Origin of the sequence: Streptomyces sp. NPDC096040, from assembly GCF_040303265.1 — a bacterium.
In the GTDB taxonomy this organism is placed as follows: domain Bacteria; phylum Actinomycetota; class Actinomycetes; order Streptomycetales; family Streptomycetaceae; genus Streptomyces.
In genome coordinates, this window is sequence record NZ_JBEOTA010000005.1 from 83,045 (window position 1) to 106,218 (window position 23,174).

General features: G+C 71.4%; 22 protein-coding genes and 2 pseudogenes. 7 read left to right on the forward strand and 17 right to left on the reverse strand.

What is annotated here, in order from left to right:
• Positions 1–218: 218 nt before the first annotated feature.
• From ABTY98_RS07700 to ABTY98_RS07710, 3 genes are all read right to left on the reverse strand, one after another.
• Complete coding sequence (locus tag ABTY98_RS07700) at positions 219–812, reverse strand: histidine phosphatase family protein (RefSeq protein WP_352219967.1); 594 nt, start codon at positions 810–812, stop codon at positions 219–221.
• Between the two features lie 116 nt (positions 813–928).
• On the reverse strand, positions 929–1,375 hold the full coding sequence (locus tag ABTY98_RS07705) for a GNAT family N-acetyltransferase (protein ID WP_352219968.1): 447 nt from the start codon (positions 1,373–1,375) through the stop codon (positions 929–931).
• Positions 1,376–1,440: 65 nt separating this feature from the next.
• Positions 1,441–2,886 (reverse strand): aminotransferase-like domain-containing protein, encoded by a 1,446-nt coding sequence (locus tag ABTY98_RS07710; RefSeq protein WP_352219969.1) that lies wholly within the window; start codon positions 2,884–2,886, stop codon positions 1,441–1,443.
• On the opposite strand from ABTY98_RS07710, the gene ABTY98_RS07715 reads away from it, so the two are divergent.
• Both ABTY98_RS07715 and ABTY98_RS07720 read left to right on the forward strand, forming a co-directional pair.
• On the forward strand, positions 2,885–3,811 hold the full coding sequence (locus ABTY98_RS07715) for a DMT family transporter (protein ID WP_352219970.1): 927 nt from the start codon (positions 2,885–2,887) through the stop codon (positions 3,809–3,811). The two genes, ABTY98_RS07710 and ABTY98_RS07715, sit on opposite strands and share 2 nt — an antisense overlap.
• A 13-nt stretch (positions 3,812–3,824) precedes the next feature.
• On the forward strand, positions 3,825–4,025 hold the full coding sequence (locus ABTY98_RS07720; protein WP_352219971.1) for a DUF1918 domain-containing protein: 201 nt from the start codon (positions 3,825–3,827) through the stop codon (positions 4,023–4,025).
• A 46-nt stretch (positions 4,026–4,071) separates the two neighbouring features.
• On the opposite strand, the gene ABTY98_RS07725 is transcribed toward ABTY98_RS07720, so the two are convergent.
• Entirely contained in the window at positions 4,072–5,298 is a 1,227-nt protein-coding gene (locus tag ABTY98_RS07725) for a glycoside hydrolase family 10-like protein (protein WP_352219972.1), read from the reverse strand.
• Positions 5,299–5,469: 171 nt separating this feature from the next.
• On the opposite strand from ABTY98_RS07725, the gene ABTY98_RS07730 reads away from it, so the two are divergent.
• Both ABTY98_RS07730 and ABTY98_RS07735 read left to right on the forward strand, forming a co-directional pair.
• Positions 5,470–6,330 (forward strand): 3-hydroxybutyryl-CoA dehydrogenase, encoded by an 861-nt coding sequence (locus tag ABTY98_RS07730; protein ID WP_352219973.1) that lies wholly within the window; start codon positions 5,470–5,472, stop codon positions 6,328–6,330.
• Positions 6,331–6,538: 208 nt separating this feature from the next.
• Complete coding sequence (locus ABTY98_RS07735) at positions 6,539–6,796, forward strand: hypothetical protein (RefSeq protein ID WP_352219974.1); 258 nt, start codon at positions 6,539–6,541, stop codon at positions 6,794–6,796.
• 19 nt (positions 6,797–6,815) lie between these two features.
• On the opposite strand, the gene ABTY98_RS07740 is transcribed toward ABTY98_RS07735, so the two are convergent.
• The 10 genes and pseudogenes from ABTY98_RS07740 to infC form a co-directional block, all read right to left on the reverse strand.
• On the reverse strand, positions 6,816–7,352 hold the full coding sequence (locus ABTY98_RS07740; protein WP_352219975.1) for an NUDIX hydrolase: 537 nt from the start codon (positions 7,350–7,352) through the stop codon (positions 6,816–6,818).
• An 88-nt stretch (positions 7,353–7,440) separates the two neighbouring features.
• Positions 7,441–8,781: pseudogene (locus ABTY98_RS07745) on the reverse strand (NsdA family TPR-like regulatory protein).
• Positions 8,782–8,993: 212 nt separating this feature from the next.
• A complete protein-coding gene (locus ABTY98_RS07750; protein ID WP_352219976.1) occupies positions 8,994–10,100 on the reverse strand; it encodes a PP2C family protein-serine/threonine phosphatase in 1,107 nt (368 codons plus the stop codon).
• 195 nt (positions 10,101–10,295) lie between these two features.
• Positions 10,296–12,809, reverse strand: coding sequence for a phenylalanine--tRNA ligase subunit beta (gene pheT / locus ABTY98_RS07755; RefSeq protein WP_352219977.1), 2,514 nt, complete (start codon positions 12,807–12,809; stop codon positions 10,296–10,298).
• Positions 12,809–13,930 (reverse strand): phenylalanine--tRNA ligase subunit alpha, encoded by a 1,122-nt coding sequence (gene pheS / locus ABTY98_RS07760; protein ID WP_352219978.1) that lies wholly within the window; start codon positions 13,928–13,930, stop codon positions 12,809–12,811. The genes pheT and pheS overlap by 1 nt, the downstream gene beginning before the upstream one ends.
• 163 nt (positions 13,931–14,093) lie before the next feature.
• Positions 14,094–15,239 (reverse strand): sensor histidine kinase, encoded by a 1,146-nt coding sequence (locus ABTY98_RS07765; protein ID WP_352219979.1) that lies wholly within the window; start codon positions 15,237–15,239, stop codon positions 14,094–14,096.
• Between the two features lie 53 nt (positions 15,240–15,292).
• Entirely contained in the window at positions 15,293–16,147 is an 855-nt protein-coding gene (locus ABTY98_RS07770) for a TrmH family RNA methyltransferase (protein WP_352219980.1), read from the reverse strand.
• Between the two features lie 107 nt (positions 16,148–16,254).
• Positions 16,255–16,638: a 50S ribosomal protein L20 gene (gene rplT, locus ABTY98_RS07775; protein WP_018549117.1), complete on the reverse strand. Its 384-nt coding sequence runs from the start codon at positions 16,636–16,638 to the stop codon at positions 16,255–16,257.
• Between the two features lie 97 nt (positions 16,639–16,735).
• Positions 16,736–16,930: a 50S ribosomal protein L35 gene (gene rpmI, locus ABTY98_RS07780; protein ID WP_189264757.1), complete on the reverse strand. Its 195-nt coding sequence runs from the start codon at positions 16,928–16,930 to the stop codon at positions 16,736–16,738.
• Positions 16,931–17,064: 134 nt separating this feature from the next.
• Complete coding sequence (gene infC, locus ABTY98_RS07785) at positions 17,065–17,721, reverse strand: translation initiation factor IF-3 (RefSeq protein WP_352220194.1); 657 nt, start codon at positions 17,719–17,721, stop codon at positions 17,065–17,067.
• A 400-nt stretch (positions 17,722–18,121) separates the two neighbouring features.
• Here infC and ABTY98_RS07790 point away from each other — a divergent pair, with 400 nt between their 5' ends.
• On the forward strand, positions 18,122–18,496 hold the full coding sequence (locus ABTY98_RS07790; protein WP_217550395.1) for a DUF1844 domain-containing protein: 375 nt from the start codon (positions 18,122–18,124) through the stop codon (positions 18,494–18,496).
• A gap of 3 nt (positions 18,497–18,499) precedes the next feature.
• Here the strand turns inward: ABTY98_RS07790 and ABTY98_RS07795 are convergent, their stop codons facing one another.
• Positions 18,500–19,231 carry an SseB family protein gene (locus tag ABTY98_RS07795; RefSeq protein ID WP_352219981.1) on the reverse strand — a complete coding sequence of 244 codons (732 nt, stop codon included), beginning with the start codon at positions 19,229–19,231 and terminating at the stop codon, positions 18,500–18,502.
• A gap of 150 nt (positions 19,232–19,381) precedes the next feature.
• On the opposite strand from ABTY98_RS07795, the gene ABTY98_RS07800 reads away from it, so the two are divergent.
• Positions 19,382–20,380 carry a serine hydrolase gene (locus tag ABTY98_RS07800; protein WP_352219982.1) on the forward strand — a complete coding sequence of 333 codons (999 nt, stop codon included), beginning with the start codon at positions 19,382–19,384 and terminating at the stop codon, positions 20,378–20,380.
• An 85-nt stretch (positions 20,381–20,465) separates the two neighbouring features.
• On the opposite strand, the gene mycP is transcribed toward ABTY98_RS07800, so the two are convergent.
• Together mycP and ABTY98_RS07810 are read right to left on the reverse strand one after the other, a co-directional pair.
• On the reverse strand, positions 20,466–21,629 hold the full coding sequence (mycP, locus tag ABTY98_RS07805; protein ID WP_352219983.1) for a type VII secretion-associated serine protease mycosin: 1,164 nt from the start codon (positions 21,627–21,629) through the stop codon (positions 20,466–20,468).
• Positions 21,626–22,489 (reverse strand): hypothetical protein, encoded by an 864-nt coding sequence (locus ABTY98_RS07810; protein WP_352219984.1) that lies wholly within the window; start codon positions 22,487–22,489, stop codon positions 21,626–21,628. Before ABTY98_RS07810 ends, mycP begins: the two co-directional genes overlap by 4 nt.
• 151 nt (positions 22,490–22,640) lie before the next feature.
• Here ABTY98_RS07810 and ABTY98_RS07815 point away from each other — a divergent pair.
• Positions 22,641–23,174 (forward strand): annotated as a pseudogene (locus tag ABTY98_RS07815) (hypothetical protein); the annotation flags it as partial.

Sequence of the window (23,174 nt, forward strand, 5' to 3'; positions counted from 1 at the left end):
GACCAGCGGACCTCGGCCCACCAACCCGTGACCACGAACCGACCACGACGACTCCGCGGACCGCCCATGCCGCCGTGCGGCACCTCCAGCGGAGCGCTCAAGTACGCGAGCCCTGAGACCGGACCAGCGGACCTCGGCCCACCAACCCGTGACCACGAACCGACCACGACGACTCCGCGGACCGCCCATGCCGCCGTGCGGCACCTCCAGCGGAGCGTTCAGGTGCGCGAGGCCTGGGTCGGCGACACGTCGAACCGTAGGTTCCAGCGTCCGGCGCGGCCCGTCACCGTGGTCGTCGACAGGGGGCGTACGTCGATGTTCCAGTAGGTCGACGGGGGCGCCTTGAGGGCGTAGACGAGCGCGGCGCGGATCACCGAGGGCTCGGCGACGGCGACGATTCGGCCGCCGTCGTCCACCGGGCGGGTGTCGAGCCAGCCGCCGACCCTGGAGATGAACGACAGCAACGACTCACCGCCGTGCGGGGTGGCGCGCGGGTCGCCGAGCCAGGCGTCCACCTGGTCGGGCTCCCTGGCCATCGCCTCGCCCAGCGTCAGCCCTCGCCAGCGGCCCATGTCGCAGTCGCGCAGGGCGAGCTGGACCAGCGGGGCGTAGCCCAGACCCTCGCCGGTCGCGCGGCTGCGCGGGGTCGGCGAACAGTAGCGCAGCTCGGCCGCCGCGAGCGGTAGCAGGTCGGCGGCGACGCGCTGCACCTCGTCCCAGCCCGCCTGGTCCAGGGGGCGGGCGTCCTCGAAGCGCTCCGCGAGCAGCGGTGAGCTGCGCGCGGCCGCCACGAACGTGACCCGAAGTGACATGCGGCGATGGTGTGACGCTCAAGTGCGCAGGTCAAGGGCTCTTGGTGGGTGACTTGCGCGAGGTGGGGGAAACGTTACCCAATGGTCAGGAGGTGTCCGACAAGTCAACCGGAATGTCACTTCGGCGCCTCGTAGTAGAGGACCATCCACTGGTCCGGGTGTTCGAGCGGCGCAAATCCGAGCTTCTCGTAGACCCCGTGGGCGTCATGGGTGGCGAGCAGGACGCGCCGCACTCCGGACGGCCGCAGGTGCTCGCGGATCGCCCCGACCATCGCCGTGCCGAGGCCCTTGCCGCGCACAGCCGGGTTGACGTACACATCGGCGAGCCAGGCGAACAGTGCCTGGTCGGTCACCACGCGCGCGTACGCGACCTGCTCCCCGGTGACGGTGTCGTACACCCCGAAGTTGAGGGAGCCCGCCATCGCCCGCCGGTGCTGCTCCAGCGGGCGGCCGGTCGCCCAGTAGGCGTCGGTGGACAGCCAGCGGTGGACGCGTTCGGCGTCCACACGGTCGGTGTCGGCGGAGAACTCATAGCCCTCGGGGAGGCCGGGTGCGTCGCTCATGGGGGGATCCTCGCCGGTCGGCCGCACCGCGTCGATCGGATTTCAGGGTCCTTCGGACGGGGCTCTCAGGTTCCGGGCCGCAGCACCTCGTCACAGGCCGTCCGCAGCCGTCGTACGCCCTCCAGGATCTCCCCCGTCCCGGCGACCGCCGCGAAACTCAGGCGGATGTGGGCGGCCGTCGGTTCGGCGCTGAAGTAGGGGCGGCCGGGGGTGACGGCGACGCCCGCGCGGAGGGCCGCGGCGGTCAGGGTCGTGTCGTCGACGCCTTCGGGGAGGCGGAGCCAGAGGTGGTAGCCGCCGGAGGGGATGTGCGGGAGGGCGAGTTCGGGGAGGTGGTGGGCGAGGGCGCCGGTGAGGGTGTCACGGCGGCTCTTCAACTCGGCCGACAGGGCGCGCAGATGGCGGGGCCAGGCCGGGGAGCCGACGAGTTCGAGCGCGGCCTCCTGGAGGGGGCGGGGGACGAAGAAGGTGTCGACGATCTGGATGGCGCGCAGGCGTTCGAGGACCGGACCGCGGGCGGCCAGTGCGGCCACCCGGAAGCTCGGCGAGGTGGCCTTCGTCAGCGAGCCGACGTGCACCACGACCCCGTCGGGGTCGTCGGCGGCGAGCGGGCGGGGCAGCGGGCCCGCGTCGGCGTGGACCAGCCGTCGTACGTAGTCGTCCTCTATGACGAACGCGCCGGCCTCCCGGGCGATCCGCACCACCTCGGCGCGGCGGTCGGGGGCGAGGACGGCCCCGGTCGGGTTCTGGAAGAGGGGCTGGCAGACGAAGACCCGGGCGCCGGTGGCGCGGAACGCGTCGGCGAGGAGGGCGGGGCGCACCCCTTCGGGGTCGACCGGGACCGGGACCGGGCGCAGTCCCGCGGCGCGTGCGATGGCGAGCATGCCGGGGTAGGTGGGGGACTCGACGAGGACCGGGGCGCCGGGCGGGGCGAGCGCGCGCAGGGCGGTGGCCAGCGCGGACTGGCCGCCGTTCGCGATCAGCACCTCGGCGGCGGTGACCGTGCCGCCGATGTCCCGGGCGAACCACTCGCGCAGCTCCGGCAGCCCGTCGAGGGGCGGTCGTCCCCACGCGCCGGGCCGGCGGCCGGCCCTCGCCAGTGCCGCCGCCATCGCGCGCTCCGGTTCCAGGGAGGCGTGCAGGTAGCCGCCGCTGAGTTCCAGCACACCGGGCGGCGGGACGGCCAGGCAGACGGTGACCCCGGACGCGTCGACCGTGCGCGGGACCACGTCGAGGGCGCCGTCGGCGCTGAGCGCCACCTCCTGCCAGGAGGTGTCCCCGGTGGGCTCGGCCGTGGTGCGCGGCCGGGCCCTGAAGGCACCGGCACCGGGCCGGGTGACGACCAGACCCTCCGCGACCAGCTGGGCCAGGGCCCGCGAGACCGTCACCGGGCTCACCCGGAACCGCTCCACCAGCGCCCGGCTCGACGGCAGCTTTCCACCCGGCGAGTAGCGGTCGAGATCCCGCCGCAGATGTTCCGCCAGTTCAAGGACACTGCTACGCTCCTGCATGAGAGTAGAGAGTAGCGCTACCACAGCCAGTTCGATAGCGGTCGGCACTCCCCCGGCCGCCCCCGCCTCCCACCGGGCCGGCACCCTGCAGGCCGCACTCGGTGTCGTCGCCTTCTCCCTCACCTTCCCGGCCACCGCCTGGGGCCTTGAGGGGTTCGGGCCCTGGGCGCTGGTGGCGGTGCGCAGTGTGCTCGCGGCGGCCATGGCGGGCGGCTGTCTGCTGTTCCTTCGGATACGACTGCCCGAGCGCCGGCACTGGGCGGGGCTGGCCGTCGTCGCGGCCGGCGTGGTGCTCGGCTTCCCGATGCTGACCACGCTCGCCCTGGAGACCTCCACCACCTCGCACGCGGCCGTCGTGGTGGGCCTGCTCCCGCTGACCACCGCCCTCTTCTCGGCCCTGCGCACAGGCGTACGTCCCTCCCGCACCTTCTGGGCGGCGGCCCTCGCGGGCGCGGCGGCCGTGCTGGCGTTCACGATCGCCCAGAGCGGCGGGGCGCTCACGACCGCCGACGGCTATCTCTTCGCGGCGCTGGTGGTGTGCGCGGCCGGCTACACCGAGGGCGGCCGGCTGGCCCGGATCATGCCGGGCTGGCAGGTCATCGGCTGGGCGCTGGTGTGCTGCCTGCCGCTGACCGTGCCGGCCGCGGTGGTCGCGCTGTCGTACGAGCCGGTCGTCTGGAACGCGCACGGCGTGGCCGGCGTGCTGTGGGTGGCGGTGGGCTCGCAGTTCCTCGGTCTGGTGGTCTGGTACCGGGGCATGGCGGCCGTCGGCATTCCGAAGGCCAGCCAGTTGCAGTTGGCCCAGCCCCTGCTCACACTGGTGTGGTCGGTACTGCTGCTCGGCGAGCACCTCACCGCGGCCGCTCCACTCACGGCCGCCGCAGTGCTCGTGTGCATCGCCGTCACCCAACGATCGCGATCGTGAGGAGGCCCTGGAGATGCATGCATCCAAGGGCGACCAGCTTGTCCAGCACGGCAGGGTGGTCGGACAGCACGACCATGTCTCGGAAATCGTCCAGGTGCTGGGCCCCGAGGGCAACCCGCCCTACCGGGTCCGCTTCGAGGACGGCCACGAGGCCATCATGTCCCCCGGCCCCGACTGCCAGGTCAAGCACCGGGAGACCCAACAGCGTCAGTAGGCCGCGGCGACGGGCATACGCAACGGGGGCGCCCGCCGCTCTCCGGTCAGGCCGGCGGGAGGGCCGGCTGCTGGTAGTGGTCGGCGACCACCCGTGACAGCGCCCCGATCGGATCGGCGGCCACGTCCTGGGCCGCGAAGTACACATGCCCACCGACCTGCGCATACTGGTCGGCCAGGGTCAGATGCCGGGACAGCTCGGCCGGGTCCTGCCAGGCGGTGGGCGCGCCGGCGGCCCCCGCCTGGTACAGCGCCTCACCGATGTAGAGCCGGGTCCCGGACCCCTTGGCCACGCCCGCCCACCACTCGACGACCTTGGCGTAGTCGGCGGCCGCGTTGCCGATCTGCCAGTACGCCTGCGGTACGACGTAGTCGATCCAGTTCTTCTGCACCCATTTCCGGGTGTCCGCGTACAGGTCGTCGTACGTCTCCACCCCCGCCTCGGTGTCCGAGCCCCGGGAGTCGGTGGTGGCGTTGCGCCACACGGCGAACGGGCTGATTCCGAACCGGGTGCCGGGCCGGAGTTTCCTGATCCCGGCGGCGGTCTCGGTCACCAGCTTGTCGATGTTGTCCCGGCGCCAGGCCGCCCGGGAGGAGAAGTCGCCGCCGTAGGTGTCGTAGGCGTCGTCGTCGTCGAAGGTCTGGCCGGCCACCGGGTAGGGGTAGAAGTAGTCGTCGAAGTGGACCGCGTCCACGGGGTACTTGGCGACCGCGTCCAGGATCGCCTGCTCCACGAAGGCACGGACCGCCGGGATGCCGGGGTTGTAGTAGAGCTTGCCGCCGTACGGCACCACCCAGTCCGGGTGCTTGCGGGCGGGGTGCGAGGCGACCAGCTTGCCCGGGTCGGTGTTGTTGGCGATCCGGTACGGGTTGAACCAGGCGTGCAGTTGCAGGCGCCTGGCGTGCGCCTCCGCGACGGCCACGCCGAGCGGGTCCCAGCCGGGGTTCTTGCCCTGGGTGCCGGTGAGGTACTGGGACCAGGGCTCGTGGGGCGAGGGCCAGAACGCGTCGGCGGTGGGCCGCACCTGCAACATCACCGTGTTGAGCCGGTAGTCCACCGCCTTGTCGAGGAGGGCGGTCAGCTCCTTGCGCTGGGCCGAGGCCGACAGCCCGCTGCGCGAGGGCCAGTCACGGTTGGAGACGGTCGCCAGCCACATGCCTCGCATCTCGGTGGCCGCGCGCCGGGGCCGGGCCGCGGCCGTCGCCCCCGGTGCCGCCGACGCCAGCGTCGACAGCGCCGCCGCCGCAAACACCCTGCGAGACACTCCTGCCATCCTGAGACCCTCTAACTCTCCGGATCCGCGTGGTCACGGATCGCCTCCGCGCCACAGGATGCACCCACCCACACGATCGATCATCGATACTTACGGGTAACGTGCACGAACGGAGCAGGCACCGGATCCGGAGGTCCTGCCGGCCGGCCGTAGATCAGCGAAGGGGACGATGTGACCGACATCGAGAAGGTCGGAGTCGTGGGCTGCGGCCAGATGGGAGCAGGCATCGCCGAGGTGTGCGCCCGCTCCGGTCTGGACGTGAAGGTCGCCGAGACCACCGGCGAGGCCCTGGAGATCGGCCGTACCCGGCTGCTCAACTCCCTGGCCAAGGCGGCCGAGCGCGGCAAGATCAGCGAGGAGGAGCGGGACGCCACCCTGGCGCAGCTGAGCTTCACCACGGACCTCGGCGAGTTCGCCGACCGTGATCTGGTGATCGAGGCCGTCGTCGAGAACGAGCAGGTGAAGACGGAGATCTTCCAGGTGCTCGACCAGGTGGTGACCCGCCCGGACGCGATCCTGGCCTCCAACACCTCCTCGATCCCGCTGGTGAAGCTGGCGGTCGCGACCTCCCGTCCCGACCATGTGATCGGCATCCACTTCTTCAACCCGGCCCCGGTGCAGAAGCTGGTCGAGCTGATCCCGGCGCTCACCACCTCCGAGGGCACCCTCAGCCGCGCCCAGGTCTTCGCCGAGAAGGTGCTCGGCAAGCACGCGATCCGCGCCCAGGACCGGTCCGGGTTCGTGGTCAACGCGCTGCTGGTGCCGTATCTGCTCTCGTCCATCCGGATGTTCGAGTCCGGCATCGCGAGCCGCGAGGACATCGACAACGGCATGGAGCTGGGCTGCGCCCACCCGATGGGCCCGCTGAAGCTGTCCGACCTGATCGGTCTGGACACCATCGTCTCCATCGCCAACTCGATGTACGCCGAGTACAAGGAACCGCTGTACGCCGCTCCGCCGCTGCTCCAGCGCATGGTCGAGGCGGGCCGGCTGGGCCGGAAGACCGGGTCGGGCTTCTACACCTACGGCTGAGCACACCCCGCTGACTACAGGGAGCGATGCTCCACGGGCCCGGCACCGCCAACGGTGCCGGGCCCGTGTGTTTCACACACCGTGTGCGCTCCGGGCACGCATATGCCCTTCGCACACTCTCCCCACGCGCTCACCAGGCGAGTTCACTCTTCATGCGCATGCAAAGGGATGCGGAACGACATCTTCGACTACGCAAAGGAGTGGACCCGTGGCCACCGAACAAGAGCATCCCGTGGTCCAAGGAGAACTCGCAGAGTTACGTCGTCGCCTCGATGTGGCCTATGCCCGGGTCGAGGGAGGGCTCAACCTGCTCAGTCACCGCACCAAGGAGACGGCCAAGGAACTGGACGACGTGAACGCCCGCCTCGCCTCGCTGGAGAACGCCCGCTGGCCTCTGCCCTCGATCGCCGCGCTCATCGCACTGGGCGCCCTCGTCGTCACCGTCTGGCAGGCGCTGGCCCGCTAGTCGGCCAGTCCTCACTCGCCTAGTCGTCGGCCAGCCTGAGGTGGTGCAGCAGGAGTAACGCGGCCGCCATGTTGGCGGCCGGGACCTCCCCGCGGGCGATCATGTCCGGGACGAGCTTGAGAGGGACCCACTCCCGGCGGTCCGATTCGAAGTCGTCCACGGGGTGTCCGACGTACTCGCCCTCGTCGGACCAGTAGATGTGGTGCCGGGCGTCGGTGAGGCCGTTGGACGGCTCCACGGTCATGAGGTGGTGCAGGGTTCCCGGCCGCCAGCCGGACTCCTCCTCCAGTTCCCTGGCGGCCGCGACGGCGATGTCCTCACCGTCCTCGACCACACCGGCCGGGAGTTCCCACCCCCAGCTGTCGGTGATGAAGCGGTGGCGCCACAGGAGGAGGACCTCATTGGCCTCGTTGACCACCGTCGCCACGGCCACGGGCCGCAGCCGTATCAGGAAGTGGTCGAGATGCCGGCCGTCCGGCAGCTCGACATCTGCGAGATTGACGCTGAACCAGCGGTTTTCATACACAGTTTGTTCGTTCAGTTTCGTCCACTGCACGGTTCTGCCACCTTCCGCCGACTAAGTGGCAATATCGCAGCAGGGACTCCTCAGGCCTACAGTGCGCCTCGATCGATACGGGTGCGGTCTACAGCGGTACGCGCAGCGCGCTGTCGATGAGCTCGGCGGCTTCGGCGGTTCCGGCCGAACCGCTGCGCACCAGGTGCTCGCGCACCGCGCGGAGTCTGTCGCGCAGTCGCTGGGACTCCATTCCGCGGGCCTGTTCGGCCATCTGCACGGCCGTGGCCACCGCGTTGTCCGCGTTTCCCTGGCGCAGTTCGATGGTGCTGAGCATGGCCAGCCGGTGCACCCGTCCCCGGTCGTGGGCCGGGTTGTCGACGGCGGCCGCGGCATGCTCCCGGGCGGCGGCCAGCTCGCCGAGACTGAGCAGCGCCTCGGCCACCTGCACATTGACCAGGCCGGGTTGGACATAGCCGGTCTCGTCGGGTTCATAGCCGCGCCGGATGCGTTCGGCGGCCCTCTCCGCCCGCCGGATGCAGGACAGCGCGCTCGTGCCGTCGCCGAGGTGGGCGTACGCCTTGGCCTGCATCGCGTAGAGGTCGGAGGCGAGCGCGGGGGTGATGTGCTTGCCGGCGGCGCGCAGCGCGGCCTCCGCGAACGCGACGGCCTGCCGGAACTCCCGCATGAACAGCGCCTGGTTGACAAGGAGCGCGATGACATAAGCACCGAGTCCCCGGTCGCCGCTCGCCTTCGCCAGGCGCAGGGCCTGATGGAAGTAACGCTGAGCGAGGCCGTGGGCGTCGGAGTCGTAGGCGCAGATCCCCACGATGGCGACCAATCCCCCGGTCGCCCGGTGCAGTTGACGCCCCGTGGCATCCGTGTAGCTGCCTCGCAGCAGCGGAGCCGCCTCGGCGTTGAGGAAACCGACGACCCTGCTGCGGGTCGCCATGCCGCCGGCCTTGCGGTACATCTGCTCGTAGTGGGCGCGGGCGGCACGCAGCATCTCCAGGTCACCCGGGGTGACCCGGTGCCGGCCGCCACGCGAGACGTCCACGTCCTCAGGGGGGTTCTCCCACTCCCACACCGGCATCACCGCGGGCGTGCCGGTGACGGCGGGGGCGCCGAGTATGTGCGGGCGCTGCTGTTCGTCGGACCGCCACAGGGCCGTGGCCCGTTCGACGAACCCGGAGAGCGAGGTGGTGTGCGGGACGCCGGGCTCGCCGGGCACGCCGAGGCCGATGTCGTCGAGGGTGACCGTGCGGTGCAGCCGGGCGGCGAGCACCTCGCAGATCAGGTCGGGCACCTGGCCGCGCGGCCGCTAGCCCTTCAACCACCGTGCCACGGCGGTGTGTTCGTAACGGAGCGAGAGTCCACGGGCCCGGCCCGCCTGGTTGACATGGGCGGCGAGACCGGCGTGCGAGATCCCCGCCTCGTCCAGGATCGCGTCGAGCAGAGAATTGGGCTGCATGAATGCCCCCCGAGTGGCCTGGTGCCGTCAGCGTAGTGCGTGGGTGTTCACACGGGGTGTGAACGGAGTGCGCGAATCCGCAGCGTACGCACGTTGTCGCGGAGAGTGTCGGACCGGTTGACTGAACTGCCTCGCAAGAGGCCGGCCGGGCCGCCGGCTCCCCCCTCGTACAGTGCGGTGGCCTGGCCGTTGGCTTGGCCGATGTCCGGGGGCTAGCGGTGCGTTGAGGGCTGCGGGTGCGCAGGGGTCGGTCGCACGGTTCCCCGCGCCCCGAGCAAGGCGCGTTGCTGTGCACGGTCGTTGGTCAGTGCGAGGAGTGCGATGTCGTCGGAGGGACGGCCGTTCGTGTGGTGGAGCAGGGCGGTGAAGACCGTCCTCAGGATGCTCTGCGGAGAGACCGGGCGGTCTCGTACCGCTTCCGCCAAGGCCCCCCGCAGGGAGAAGAAGTGGCCCCGCGCGTCTCTCGCGTCCTCCGCGCCGTCCGTATAGAGGACGAGGGAGTCGTCCGGGAGCAGGTGACCACAGCGCGTGGCGGCGAGGTCCGGCGGCAGGGGGAAGGGCCCCAGAGGCGGCAGCGGTTCCGCCCCCGACAACGGGCCGATCCTCGTCCCGCTGATCAGGTACGGCCATGGATGGCCGCAGTTGAGAGCGCGTAGTTCACCGTCCCCGGCGATCTCCAGCAGGAGTACGGTGACGAACTCCTCGCCGACCGGGTTGTCCGGGTCCAGGCCGCTGGAGGGGTGTTCGGCGCGGGCGCGTTCGCGCAGGTGTCTGGCGAGGGCGCGGTCCAGCCGGCCGAGGACCTGGGCCAGTTCGGGCTCGTCGTGGGCGGCCTCGCGAAAGCTGCCGAGGACGGCGGCGACGGTGCCGATGGCGGCCAGTCCGTGCCCGCGTACGTCGCCCATCACGACCCGTACGCCGTGCTCGGTGGCGACGGCCTCGTAGAGGTCGCCGCCGATGATCGCGCCCCGGTCGGCGGAGAGCTGGGCGGCGGCGACGTTCAGCCCCGCGAGACGGGGCGGCAGTGGCCGCAGCAGCACGCTCTGCGCGGCGCCGGCGACCCTGCGGGCCTGCCGTAGCTCCCGGAGCAGGGCCCGGCGGACATGGAGTATCAGCCCGGTGCCGACCGCGAAGAACACGGCGCTGGTGACGATCCGCGCGCCGAGCCCGTTCTGCTCGGCCAGCGGGCATCCGAATTTGTACGAGACGGCGACGGCACCCCACACCGTGGGCAACCCCAGGGCGAGCGCGCAGCGCGAGGGCCGAGAACTTGTCCGGGGCCGCCTCCCGCGGGGAACCCCAGCCTTGATGCGGATCATGCCGATGGCCCCCATGTAGGCCCTGACAGAACAGACGGACCGGCCCCGAGAGGCCGGTCCGATTCTGTCGACGGCATGCCCCGAAAGGGCCATGTCCCGGATGGATCTCACCCGAATGAGTGACCGTCCGTCAGACACCCGCATTTATGCAGGTGGCAAGCGCCCCGAAGGGGCTCGGGACTGTGTCCGTTGCGCCTAGCCCCGCAGCACCGCTCCCGTGCGCTCGCCCGCCAGGGCGACCGCCGCATCCCGGGCAGCCGACGCCTCGTCCACCGTCAGCGTGCGATCGGACGCCCGGAACCGCAGCGCGTACGCCAGCGACTTCTTCCCGTCGCCGAGCTGCTCGTCGTTGACATACACGTCGAACAGCCGGATGCCTTCGAGCAGTTCACCCGCGCCCTCGCGCAGCGCGGCCTCGACCTCCGCGGCCGGTACCGGCTTGTCGACCACGAGGGCGACATCCTGCGTGGCCACCGGGAACGTCGAGATGCTCGGCGCCTGCGGCGTACCGTCGCCGGCCTGCTCCAGGGCGTCCAGGTCCAGCTCCATCGCGCAGGTACGCGCGGGCAGCCCCAGCGCCTTGAGCACACGCGGGTGGAGCTCACCGGCGTGGCCCACGACCCGCTCGGTTCCGTCGGCGGCTACCGCCAGCTCGGCGCACCGGCCGGGGTGCCACGGTCCGTACTGGCCGGACCGCACGATCAGCTCGGCGCCGGCCTCCCGCGCGACCGCGCGCCCCGCCTCGACCGCGTCGGCCCAGTCGGCCGGACGGCCCTTGCCCCACCAGCCGGCCTGCTCACGGGCGCCGCTGAGGACGACGGCCACATGCCGGGGCTGCTCGGGCAGCACGGCGTTCAGCGCGGCGAGTTCCTCGTCGGTCGGGCGGCGGTCGACCGGCAGATGACCGGCGACGCCCTGCTCCTCACGCGGGAGGAAGACCAGGCCGGTCTCGAACAGCGCCAGGTCGTGCGCACCCCGGCCGTCGTTGCGCCGCAGCGCACCGAGGAGGCCCGGCAGCAGCGAGGTGCGCAGCGCGGGCTCCTCGTCGTTGAGCGGGTTGGTCAGGCGGACGGCACGGCGGGCCGGGTCGTCGGCGGCCAGGCCCAGCTGGTCGAAGACCTGCTCGCTGACGAACGGGTAGTTCGGCGCCTCGACATATCCGGCCCCGGCGAGCGCGCGGCCCACCCGGCGGTGCAGGCGCTGACGGTGGGTCAGGCCTCGGCCGGACGTCGGCTTGGGCAGCGTGGAGGGCAGGTTCTCGTAGCCCTCCAGGCGGATGACCTCTTCGGCCAGGTCGTTCTGTTCGAGGAGGTCGGGCCGCCAGGACGGCACCGTGACGATCAGCTCGTCCTGGCCGTAGACGTCGCAGCCGACCTCCTGGAGGCGGCGGACGACGGTCTCCCGGCCGTACTCGACACCCGCGACCTTGTCGGGGTGGTTCGCCGCGACGGTGATGGTGTGCGGCGCGGACGGCGCGGTGACCTCGGTGACGCCGGCCTCGGCGGTGCCGCCGGCGAGCAGCACCAGCAGGTCGACCGTGCGCTGCGCGGCGGCGGCCGCAGCCTGCGGGTCGACCCCGCGCTCGAAGCGGCGGGAGGCCTCGGAGGACAGCTTGTGGCGGCGGGCGGTGCGCGCGATGGCGACGGCGTCGAAGTGGGCCGCCTCGATCACCACGTCGGAGGTGGCGTTCTCCACGTCCTCGTGGTCGGCGATCTCGGTGTTGGCGCCGCCCATGACGCCCGCGAGACCGACCGGGCCACGGTCGTCGGTGATCACCAGGTCCTCGGCGTGCAGCTTCCGCTCGACGCCGTCGAGGGTGACGATCTTCTCGCCCTCGGCCGCGCGGCGGACGCCGATGGTGCCCTGGACCAGGTTGCGGTCGTAGGCGTGCAGCGGCTGGCCGAGCTCCATCATCACGTAGTTGGTGACGTCGACGGCGAGCGAGATCGGGCGCATGCCGACCTTCTGGAGCCGGCGCTGGAGCCAGATCGGGGAGCGGGCCTCGGGGCTCAGCCCGGTGACCGTGCGCGCGGTGAACCGGTCGCAGCCGATCGGGTCGGCGACCTGGACCGGGTAGCCGAAGGCGTTCGGGCCGGGTACGTCGATCAGCGCCGGGTCGCGCAGCGGCAGACCGTAGGCGATGGCGGTCTCGCGGGCCACACCGCGGATGGACAGGCAGTCGCCGCGGTTGGCGGTGACGGCGATGTCCAGGACCTCGTCGACCAGTTCGAGCAGCTCGATGGCGTCCTTGCCGACCTCGGTCTCCGGCGGCAGCACGATGATGCCGTGGGTACCGTCGGAGCCGATGCCCAGCTCGTCGCTGGAGCAGATCATGCCGTGGGACGTCTTGCCGTACGTCTTGCGCGCGGCAATGGCGAAGCCGCCGGGGAGCACGGCCCCCGGCAGGACGACGACGACCTTGTCGCCGACGGCGAAGTTGCGGGCGCCGCAGACGATCTCCTGCGGCTCACCGGTGCCGTTGGCCCTGCCGACGTCGACCGTGCAGAAGCGGATCGGCTTCTTGAAGCCCTCCAGCTCCTCGATGGTGAGGACCTGGCCGACGACCAGGGGGCCCTTGAGACCGTCGCCGAGCTGCTCGACGGTCTCGACCTCCAGGCCGGCCGAAATCAGCTTGGCCTGCACATCGCGGCCGGTCTCGGTGGCCGGCAGGTCGACGTACTCCCGCAGCCAGGAAAGCGGGACCCGCATCAGATCTCCATCCCGAACGGCCGGGTGAACCGGACGTCACCCTCGACCATGTCTCGCATGTCCTCGACGTTGTGGCGGAACATCAGCATCCGCTCGATGCCGAACCCGAAGGCGAAGCCGCTGTACTTCTCCGGGTCGACGCCGCAGGCGGTGAGCACCCGCGGATTGACCATGCCGCAGCCGCCCAGCTCGATCCAGCCTTCGGAGGAGCAGGTACGGCAGGGCCGGTCGGGGTTGCCGACGGACTCGCCCTTGCAGACGTAGCACAGCATGTCCATCTCGGCGCTGGGCTCGGTGAACGGGAAGAAGTTCGGCCGCAGCCGGGTCTTCATGCCCTCGCCGAACAGCGACTGGACCATGTGGTCCAGGGTGCCCTTGAGGTCGGACATGGTCAGGCCCTCGTCGACGGCGAGCAGCTCCACCTGGTGGAAGACCGGGGTGTGGGTGGCGTCCAGCTCGTCGGTGCGGTACACGCGCCCGGGGCAGATCACGTAGACCGGCAGCTCGCGGTCGAGCAGCGAGCGGATCTGGACCGGCGAGGTGTGGGTGCGCAGCACGACACCGGACTCGGTGCCGCCCTGCGGGCCCTCGACGAAGAAGGTGTCCGCCTCGCCGCGTGCCGGGTGGTCCGGGCCGATGTTGAGGGCGTCGAAGTTGAACCACTCGGCCTCGACCTGCGGGCCCTCGGCGACCTCGTAGCCCATGGCCACGAAGATGTCCTCGATGCGGTCCGAGAGCGTGGTCAGCGGGTGCCGGGCACCGGCCGGGACGCGGTCGTAGGGCAGTGTGACGTCCACCGCCTCCTCGACCAGCACCCGGGCGTCGCGCTCGGCCTCCAGCTCCTCCTGGCGGCCGGCGAGGGCCTTGTTCACGGCGCCGCGGGCCTGGCCGACCAGCTTTCCGGCGGCGGCCTTGGCGTGCGGGGGCAGGGCGCCGATCTCGCGGTTGGCGAGGGCCAGCGGGGAGGTGCCCCCGGTGTGGGCGACCTTGGCCTCCTGGAGCGCGTCGAGGGAGCCCGCGGCGGCGAAGGCGGCGAGCGCCTCGTCCCGCATGCGCTCGATCTCTTCCGGTTTCAACGCCTCGACCTCGACAGGGTCGTACGACTTATTGGGTGCCGACATCTCTTCCCGTGCTTCCGATTGGCTGGCGGTGGTCCCCGAGACCGTTGGTGGGCCGTGTGAAGGACACAAAGGTGCCAAAGGCCGAGTCTAACGGGGTGGAGGAATGCGAAGCGCCCGCGGGCTGCTCAGGCGGTCTCGGTGAGCACGGACGGTGTCCGTGATCTCAGGCGAGATACGCCGGTGCGCTCACGGGCAACGTAAATCGGAACTCGGCGCCGCCGCTGGCGGCGCGTCCGACGGTGATGGTGCCGCCGTGGGCCTCGACGATGCCCTTGACGATATAGAGCCCGAGGCCGGTCCCTCCGCGCTTGCTGCCCCGCCAGAAGCGGGTGAAGACGCGGTTCATGGACTCCTCCGGGATGCCTGGCCCCTCGTCGCTCACGGTGACCGACGTGGCTGTGTTCTCGAGATCTTCCCCTTCGCGCGGGGACGCCGAGGGCGTGACGTCAATGGTGACGGTTCCCTCGCCGTGCCGCACGGCATTTTCGATGAGGTTGCTGAGGACCTGGTCGACCTTGTCGGGGTCGGCCCACAGCGCGGGCAGCGGCTGCTCGATGCGGAGCAGGAACCGGTCGGCGGGCTGCCCGGCGGCGACATACGCCTGGATGTGCCGCCCGACGGCCGCCCCTATGTCCACGGGCTGCCGGCGCAGCTCAAGGCGTCCGCTGTCGATCCTGGAGATGTCCAGCAGCTCGGCGATGAGCCGGGTGACCCGGTCGGCGTCGGCGTCGACCGTCTCCAGCATCAGCCGCTTCTGGTCGTCGGTGAACCGCTCCCATTTTGCGAGCAGGGTGGCGGTGAAACCCTTGACGGAGGTCAGCGGAGAGCGCAGCTCATGGGCGACGGTGGCGATCAGCTCGGCGTGACTGCGTTCGGTACGGCGGCGGGCCTCGGTGTCCCGCAGCGACACGACGACCCGGCGTACGGGCCCGGTGGACTCGGCGCGCACATACCTGGCGGACACCAGCACCTCCCGGCCGCCGGGCAGCAGGAGGTTCCGCTCCGGCTGGCCGACCCGGATGGCGAGGCCGCCGTAGGGATCGGTGAGCTGCCACCAGCGCCTGCCCTCCAGGTCCTCTAACGGCAGGGCCTTCTCCAGCCGTTGTCCGAGGGCGTCGGCGGTGGCGGTGGCGGTGATCCGGGCGGCGGCCGCGTTGAAGCAGACGACGATGCCGTGCTCGTCGGCGACCACCAGGCCGTCGGGCAGTTCGTCGGGGTCGACACCGAAGCCGGTGAGGTCGCCATGCCGGGGTGCGGGTACGCGGCCGGTGCCGCTGCCGCCCCGCGCGTTGCTGGTGCCGACACTCATCCCCGTACTCCACCTCTCAGACGGCGCAGCAGGCCCCCGAGCTGGTCACCTTACTAGCTCTCGGTGACGGAACGGCACCCTCCGGAGGCACGCTGTGCACGGGCCGTTGCGTAGAGACATACGGCGGCGGCGGTGGCGAGGTTCAGGCTTTCGGCTTTCCCGTGGATGGGAACGCGCACGACGGCGTCCGCCAGCGCGCGGGTCTCCTCGGGGAGCCCCCAGGCCTCGTTCCCGAACACCCAGGCGGTGGGTCCGCCCATCGTGCCCTTGTCGAGTTCGTCGTCGAGGTCGTCGGTCCCGGCGCCGTCTGCGGCGAGGATCCGCACACCGACGCTCTTCAGCCCGGCGACGGCCTGCTCGACGGGCACCCCGACGGCGACGGGCAGATGGAAGTGCGACCCCACGGAGGCGCGCACGGCCTTGGGGTTGTACAGGTCGACGGAGGCATCGGTCAGTACGACGGCCTCCGCACCGGCAGCATCGGCGCACCGCAGCACGGTCCCGGCGTTGCCGGGGTCGCGGACGTTGGCGAGGACGGCGACGAGCTTGGGACGGGCGGCGAGGATGTCCTCGAACGGGGTGTCGATGAACCGGCAGACACCGACCAGCCCCTGTGGGGTGACGGTGGTGGAGATGTCGGCGATGACCTCTTCGGAGGCGAGGTGGATCCGGGCGCCGACGTCCCGGGCGTCCCCGACGATGTCGGCGTACCGCTCCGCGGCCTCGACGGTCGCGAACAGCTCGACGAGCGTCGCCGTCCCGTCGACCCGATGCCCCACCGCCTCCCGCACAGCCTGCGGACCCTCGGCGAGAAACAGCCGGTCCTTCCCCCGGAAGTTCCGCTTGCCAAGCCGCCGAGCGGCAGCCACACGGGCGGAGCGGGGGGAGATCAGCTCGGGGGTGGGCATCTTGTTCTTCACCTTCAGCAAGAGATGGGGCGGCCGGCAACAGTAGGACCCGCAGGCCATTCAGCCTGCGGGTCCTTCAGTCACGTCGGCCAAGGCCAGCGCCAGCGTCACGCCGCCTTCGGCGCGTTGACGTCCGCCGGCAGCGCCTTCTGCGCGACCTCGACGAGCGCGGCGAACGCGCCGGCGTCGTTGACCGCCAGCTCGGCCAGGATCTTGCGGTCGACCTCGACGTTCGCGGCCTTCAGACCCTGGATGAAGCGGTTGTACGTGATGCCGTTGGCGCGGGCAGCGGCGTTGATGCGCTGGATCCACAGCTGACGGAAGTCACCCTTGCGCTTCTTGCGGTCGTTGTAGTTGTAGACCAGCGAGTGGGTGACCTGCTCCTTGGCCTTGCGGTACAGGCGCGAACGCTGTCCGCGGTAGCCGGAGGCGGCTTCGAGGATCGCCCGGCGCTTCTTGTGGGCGTTGACTGCCCGCTTGACGCGTGCCACTTGTTAACTCCTTGTAGCGGGGCCGCGGCTGACTCACGCGGCCCGGAAACGACTGGGTCCCGGTGCTGACTTCAGGGCGCCGGCCGGCGCCCGCGTGTCACTTGCCGAGAAGCTTCTTGATCTTCGCGGTGTCGCCCGGGGCCATCTCGGCGTTGCCGGTGAGGCGACGCGTCACACGAGACGACTTGTGCTCGAGCAGGTGGCGCTTGCCGGCGCGCTCACGCAGCACCTTGCCGGAGCCGGTGATCTTGAAGCGCTTGCTGGCACCGCTGTGCGTCTTGTTCTTCGGCATAGCGCCGTTATCTCCTCGTCGATGGCGCTCCGGTGCCCGGTCGCGAAACCGGGCACGGTGGAACGTCGCTCTTGTATCGATTGCATCCGGAGGCTTTCGCCCCTGGGTGCTGACCTGGGGCGGTTGCCCCGGGATCACGCCTCGGCGGGCTCCTCGGCGGGCGCCTCGGCCTCCGCGTCGGCCTCCAGCTCAGCAGCGTTCTGCGACTTGCCGGGGTTGGCCTTCGCTTCGGCCTTGCGGGCTTCCTGCGCCTGCCTGGCCTCGGCCATCGCCTCGGTCTTCTTCTTGTGCGGACCGAGAACCATGATCATGTTCCGGCCGTCCTGCTTCGGGTTCGACTCGACGAAACCGAGGTCCTGGACGTCCTCCGCGAGACGCTGCAGCAGTCGGTAGCCCAGTTCGGGCCGGGACTGCTCGCGACCACGGAACATGATCGTGATCTTGACCTTGTCGCCCTGCTTGAGGAACCGTACGACGTGACCCTTCTTGGTGTCATAGTCGTGCGGGTCGATCTTCGGCCGGAGCTTCATTTCCTTGATGACCGTGTGCGCCTGGTTCTTGCGCGCCTCACGGGCCTTCATGGCCGACTCGTACTTGAACTTGCCGTAGTCCATGAGCTTGCAGACCGGCGGGCGTGCGCTCGCCGCCACCTCGACCAGGTCGAGGTCGTACTCCTGCGCAAGCTCCAGTGCCTTGGCCAGGGGGACGATGCCCACCTGCTCGCCACTGGGACCGACAAGTCGCACCTCGGGAACGCGAATCCGGTCGTTGATGCGGGGCTCGGTGCTGATGGATCCTCCTCGGTAGCACCACGCGACGGTCTGGCGGACAGCCGCGTAACGTCTGTTTTCGTGAGACCTAACCGCACCGAAGCAGAAAAAATGCCCCGGACGATCACAGGCGGGGCTCCTCGAACTACCGGAACACCGCCGCGAGGATCGCGGGGCGCACTATCGGACGGAACGCCGTCGCCATAGCGGCGAAGCGACCGTCTGACCGGTGACCCGCCGCCCAGCAGGGCGGTCAGGTGGGAGTTCGAAGCCTCCACTTGTGGGCCGGGGCGGTTAGCCGCGAGGCATACCCGTCCGGCCGGTCGTCACACAAGGTTAGCAGCAAAGCGGAGAGAGGACCAATTGGGACGTCCTGGGCCCAGGTCGGAGCCCTGGGCCCGCTGCGCCTATCGTGGGCGTCATGAGTGAGACGCCCCTTCCTGGCCCCGGTGACGCCGGACAGCCCGACTTCGACGAGATGACCCGCGACATCGCCGAGGTCCCCGCGGTCGAGGTGATCGTGACGGTCGCCGTCAACCTGATGAGCGCCGCGGCCGTGAAGCTCGGTCTGACCGAGGAGGGCGACAAGTACAAGGACCTGGACGAGGCCCGCAAGCTGGTCACCGCCCTCGCCGGACTGCTCGACGCGTCCGCGACCGAGATCAGCTCCTTCCACGCGGCCCCGCTGCGGGACGGCCTGAAGTCGCTCCAGCTGGCCTTCCGCGAGGCCTCGATCGTCCCCGACGAACCGGGCCAGGGCCCCGGCGAGAAGTACACCGGCCCGGTCTACGGCTAGCGATCAGTTCCTTACGTACAAGGGCTCGCCCGGCGGCGTGGTCCCGGCCGGCAGCAGTGCCAGGTCGAGGCCGCGTACCAGGCGGGCCCGCAGCGTCTCGTCGGCGGCCAGCCGCCCGGCGACGGCCTGGACGGTCTCGGCGGCCGGCGCGGCCGGGTCCAGGACCAGGGCGAGGGTGCCGTCGGTCTGCCCCGGCCCGAGGTGGGCGCGGTGTACGGCGGGTTCGGCGGCCACCGCGGCCCGTACCGCCTCCCGCACCGTCGGGTCGGCGAGCGGATCGGCCGTCGTCCGCCCCTCCGCAAGCGCTCGCAGCGCCGTTCCGGTCAGTTCGAACGGCACCGGCCCCGACAGGTCCAGCACCACCGTGTCCGCCTTCTCGTGTGCGGCGGCCTGCAGCGCCTGGTGCAGGGGTACGGCGACGGGTCGCGCCGCCGGGTCCCAGCGGGCCAGCGACTCGGTGGAGGTGAAGGCGGGCAGGGCGGTACGGTGACCGGCCTTCAGGGTGGGGACGGCCATGTCGCTGGTCTTCTCGCGGCGCAGCCCCTTCTCGTCCTCCTCGACCTCGCCCAGGACGGCCACCACCGGGACGAGCAGCCGCGCGCCCTTCAGTGCCGCCAGGACGGGTCCCACCGCCGTCCGGTCCTCGGCCCAAGCGGCCAGCGCGGCGGTCAGCCGGGGGTCGGCGGAGCCGTCGTCGTCGGAGTAGCCGGAGTCGGGAATGTTCTTGTTCGCCACGGTCCCCGACCCTATCGGTGGGATGCTGCTGCGGTTGTGCGGGCCCCGAAACCGGATCGACACGGCTTTCACGGGATTCTCAGATATCCCTGACCTCCTTCTAACTTCCGACAAACGGATCGCACAGTCCCCGCCCCGAGCATCGCGGGCATGGAGTCCCCCAGAGCCACCTCAGGATCCCGGCGGGCCCGCCGCCGTGCCCGGCCCCGGCGCCGGGCTCTGCTGTACATCTCCCTCGCCACGGTCGCCGTCGTCGGCGCCACCGCGGCGGGGACCGTGTATGTGAAGGCACACGCAGGCGACGGCGGCGCCGTATCGTCGGCTGCGTCGCCGACGCCCTCCTCCTCGGCCTCGGCGAGCGGGGAGGCATCGGTGGAACCCGTGACGGAGCCGGCCGTGGACCGGGACGCGCTGCTGAGCACGGTGATGGAGACGGTGACCGTGCCGTCCGGGGCGAAGGTCTCGGCGGCCGTCCTCGACCTGGACTCCGGCGACAGCGCGACCTACGGCGACTCGGCGTTCGACACGGCGAGCATCGTCAAGGTCGACATCCTGGCGACGCTGCTGCTCCAGGCGCAGGACGCGGGCCGGTATCTGACGGCGACGGAGAAGGCGTACGCCGTGAAGATGATCGAGAACAGCGACAACACCTCCGCGTCGGAGCTGTGGGACATCATCGGCAAGGCGGCGGGCCTGGACGCGGCGAACAAGCGCTTCGGGCTGACGGAGACGGAGGGCGGTGACGGGGCGCTGTGGGGGCTGACCCAGACAACGGCAGCCGACCAGCTCACCCTGCTCCAGCAGGTGTTCGGGGACGACTCGAAGCTGAGCGAGGCCTCGCAGGCGTACATCCAGGGGCTGATGAAGACGGTCGAGTCGGACCAGCGGTGGGGGGTCTCGGCCGCCGCCGACGGTTCGGAGTTCGCGCTGAAGAACGGGTGGCTGGCGCGGAGTACGACCGAACTGTGGGACGTCAACAGCATCGGGCGGGTGACAGCGGGCGGGACCGGCTATCTGGTCGCGGTGCTGTCCAACGGGACGGTGAGTCAGACGAAGGGGATTTCGCTGGTGGAGGCGGCTGCGAAGGCGGCGGTGGGCTCGTTCACGGAGGCTTCTTCTGAGAGTGCGGCTGCTTCTGCTTCGCAGTAGGGGGAGGGTTCGACGGTTCGTGGGCCGGTGGGGGCTGGTCGCGCCCACGCGGCGGAGCCGCGTACCGATACAGCCCCGCGCCCCTTCAGATCGGTCTGCGGCGGTTTCGCCACAGGACTCCTGCCGCCACCAACAGCACGCCGCCCGCGCCGCCCGCCAGCGGGGCCGCCCAGTCCGTCGCGCTCGTTGTCTCCTTCTCCGTGTCCGGGCCCGGGCCGAAGTACTTCTTGCCGTACGACGCCGACGTGAGGCTCTGTGTCTTCAGCTTGGCCGCGGCCTTGATCGCCGCGGCCGGGTCGATCATGCCGAAGCCCCGGGAGTCGTCGCGGCCGCCGGCCGGGGCGTCGCGGGCCGTCTCCTCCAGGAGCTTTTTGACCTGGGCCGGGGTGAGGCCCGGGTGGGCGGCCTTGATCAGGGCCACGGCGCCTGAGACGAAGGCCGAGGCGGCGCTTGTGCCCCACCCCTCGTAGTACTTGTGGTCCGGGTCGGCGATGACGATGTCGTCGCCGGGCGCGCTGACCGTGGCGTACCAGCGGCGGGTGGAGAAGGCGGCGCGGGTGCCGAACTTGTCCACCGCGGTGGCGGCTATGACGCCGGGGTAGGCGGCCGGGTAGGAGATGTGGTCGCCCTTGTCGCCGCCGTTGCCGGCCGAGGCGACGACCACGACGTCCTTCTTCAGGGCGTACTGGATGGCCTCGTCCTCGCTGGGCTCGGGGTGTGCGGAGTCGGAGTCGTCGCCGAGGGAGAGGTTGATGACGTCGGCGCCGTGGTCGGCGGCCCAGCGGATGCCCTCGGCGAGGGCGTTGCCCCGGGTGGAGCGGGCCTTGCCGCGGGCGCTGTCGCCGTCTTCGAGGATGACCCGGACGGGCAGGATCTTGGCTTCCGGGGCGACCCCCATCACACCGTCGCCGTTGCCGACCCCGTGCCCGTGACCGGCGATGATGCCGGCCATGGCGGTGCCGTGCCGGGCCCAGGTGCGTTCGCCGGGCCGGGCGCCGAAGCCGATCATGTCCTTGGCGGTCAGGACGTTGCCGACGAGGTCGGGGTGGTCGGCCTCGACACCGGTGTCCAGGACGGCGACGGTGACGCCCCTGCCCTTGGTGGTCTGCCAGGCCTCGTCGAGGTGCAGGGCGGACAGACCCCACTGCTGGCCGCGGATGCTGTCGGCGTAGGCGGTCGTGGACGGCAGGAGGGCGAGCGAGCCGGCGAGCAGCAGGCTCACCGCGGCCCCGGTTGTGCGGCGCTTCATGAGGGCTTCTCCGTTGCCGGGCCTGCGGTGTTCTGCCGCAGTCGCCGTTCGATGCGGTCGGCCAGGCCCTGGGCCTCGTTGCCGAGGCCGGCCTGAGCCGCGGCGGTGGTGGCACCGGACGCCTCCGCGTCGGCGGCGGACTGCGGGGTGTCGACGGTACGGCCGTCGGCCCAGCCGGAGACGGCGTACGCGACGACCGGGGCGTCGGTGAGCACGGAGATCGTCCAGGAGGCCCGCTGGTGCCGGCCGAATCGCTCGGCGGCGGTGCCCTTCGCGGCGTACGGAAGGGGCATCAGGTCGGTACGGCGGTCCAGGTGCTCGTCCTCGAACCGCTTGGCGAGGGCTGTCATCCCGGCCGGGTCGGCCTTGGTGAACAGCAGCCCCACAGTCGTCACATAGCTCTGGGTGGCGTCGGTGTAGGTGGCACGGATCAGTCGCTGGCAGCCTACGGGGGCGAGGACCTTGCGCAGCAGCAGGTCGAAGGCGTCGGCGCAGCCGGTGGCGGGGGCGACGGCGATCCGTGTCCAGGTGCGGTCGGCTCCGCCGGGGCCGGCGCCGGTGCCCTGCACGGTGGGCGGGAACAGTTCGTCGACGGGCACGTTGTGCCACAGGCCGGCGGCGGAACTGAAGCTGCTCGCCGCTGCCACGTCACCGTCGTCGTCGACGATCCAGCTTCCGGTCACCGCGCCGCCGATCAGTCCGAGCCCGAGCACCATGCAGGCGGCGGCAGCGGCGGTACGGGGCGCCACGCGACCGGCCAACGACCGCCCCCACCCTCGCTCGTCGTACCCCTCGGGCTCGCCGAAGGTCACAACGGGCCGGTCCCTGCCGGGAGTTCCCGTGGAGGCGGTCCAGGACATCGCGGGGTCCGGCAACAGACCGGGGCCGTGCGACGACGAGGCGGTGTCACGGGGAGGCGGCGCAACGCCGGGGGCCGGGGGTGTCGCGGGGCGGGGCGGGGCGACGGAGGCCGGCGCCGGGGCGTCCGTCGGGCGGGGCGGGAGGGTGGGCTTGGGGGGCTTCGCCGGGCGGGGCGGCGGGGCCGCCTTCGGCGGTGTCATGGGGCGCGGCGGGGCCGTCGGTACCGGGAACGTCCGCATGTGCGGGCTCCAGGCGGTGCCCGGCTCCGGCGCACCGAGAGAGGCCGGGAAGTCACTGCGCGACCGCTCGGGCCGTCTGGGCCCGGTCACACCGGCGGAGCCGCCGGCCGTACCGGCCGAGGACGAGGACGCCGGTCCGGCGGCACCGCGCCGCCCGTCCGACGACGGCTCGGGCTCCTCCGCAGCACCGACGGGGCCAAGCGAGGCGGTCGACTCCGAAGCGGACTCCGGGCGCCGGGACGACAGGCCAGGACCGTACGGCGGCCGGGACGGCGTGACGCGCCCGGTCTCCCGCCCGGGCGACGCGAACGGCTCGGTCCTACGGACCTCCTGCCCGGGGGCCACGGGTGGGCCCGTCCGACCCGGCTCCAGACCCGAGGCGGCAGACGGCGTGGCACGGCCTGCCTCCCGTCCGGGCGACGCGAACGGCTCGGTCCGGCGGGCC

Coding starts and splice junctions, on each gene's coding strand:
- rpmI (WP_189264757.1), bottom strand. CDS start 16,930: ATGCCGAAGAACAAGACGCACAGCGGTGCCAGCAAGCGCTTCAAGATC.
- ABTY98_RS07705 (WP_352219968.1), bottom strand. CDS start 1,375: ATGAGCGACGCACCCGGCCTCCCCGAGGGCTATGAGTTCTCCGCCGAC.
- pheT (WP_352219977.1), bottom strand. CDS start 12,809: ATGCGGGTCCCGCTTTCCTGGCTGCGGGAGTACGTCGACCTGCCGGCC.
- pheS (WP_352219978.1), bottom strand. CDS start 13,930: ATGTCGGCACCCAATAAGTCGTACGACCCTGTCGAGGTCGAGGCGTTG.
- ABTY98_RS07750 (WP_352219976.1), bottom strand. CDS start 10,100: ATGATCCGCATCAAGGCTGGGGTTCCCCGCGGGAGGCGGCCCCGGACA.
- ABTY98_RS07800 (WP_352219982.1), top strand. CDS start 19,382: ATGGAGTCCCCCAGAGCCACCTCAGGATCCCGGCGGGCCCGCCGCCGT.
- ABTY98_RS07720 (WP_352219971.1), top strand. CDS start 3,825: ATGCATGCATCCAAGGGCGACCAGCTTGTCCAGCACGGCAGGGTGGTC.
- ABTY98_RS07725 (WP_352219972.1), bottom strand. CDS start 5,298: ATGGCAGGAGTGTCTCGCAGGGTGTTTGCGGCGGCGGCGCTGTCGACG.
- ABTY98_RS07715 (WP_352219970.1), top strand. CDS start 2,885: ATGAGAGTAGAGAGTAGCGCTACCACAGCCAGTTCGATAGCGGTCGGC.
- ABTY98_RS07700 (WP_352219967.1), bottom strand. CDS start 812: ATGTCACTTCGGGTCACGTTCGTGGCGGCCGCGCGCAGCTCACCGCTG.
- ABTY98_RS07810 (WP_352219984.1), bottom strand. CDS start 22,489: ATGTCCTGGACCGCCTCCACGGGAACTCCCGGCAGGGACCGGCCCGTT.
- ABTY98_RS07790 (WP_217550395.1), top strand. CDS start 18,122: ATGAGTGAGACGCCCCTTCCTGGCCCCGGTGACGCCGGACAGCCCGAC.
- ABTY98_RS07765 (WP_352219979.1), bottom strand. CDS start 15,239: ATGAGTGTCGGCACCAGCAACGCGCGGGGCGGCAGCGGCACCGGCCGC.
- mycP (WP_352219983.1), bottom strand. CDS start 21,629: ATGAAGCGCCGCACAACCGGGGCCGCGGTGAGCCTGCTGCTCGCCGGC.
- ABTY98_RS07770 (WP_352219980.1), bottom strand. CDS start 16,147: ATGCCCACCCCCGAGCTGATCTCCCCCCGCTCCGCCCGTGTGGCTGCC.
- ABTY98_RS07710 (WP_352219969.1), bottom strand. CDS start 2,886: ATGCAGGAGCGTAGCAGTGTCCTTGAACTGGCGGAACATCTGCGGCGG.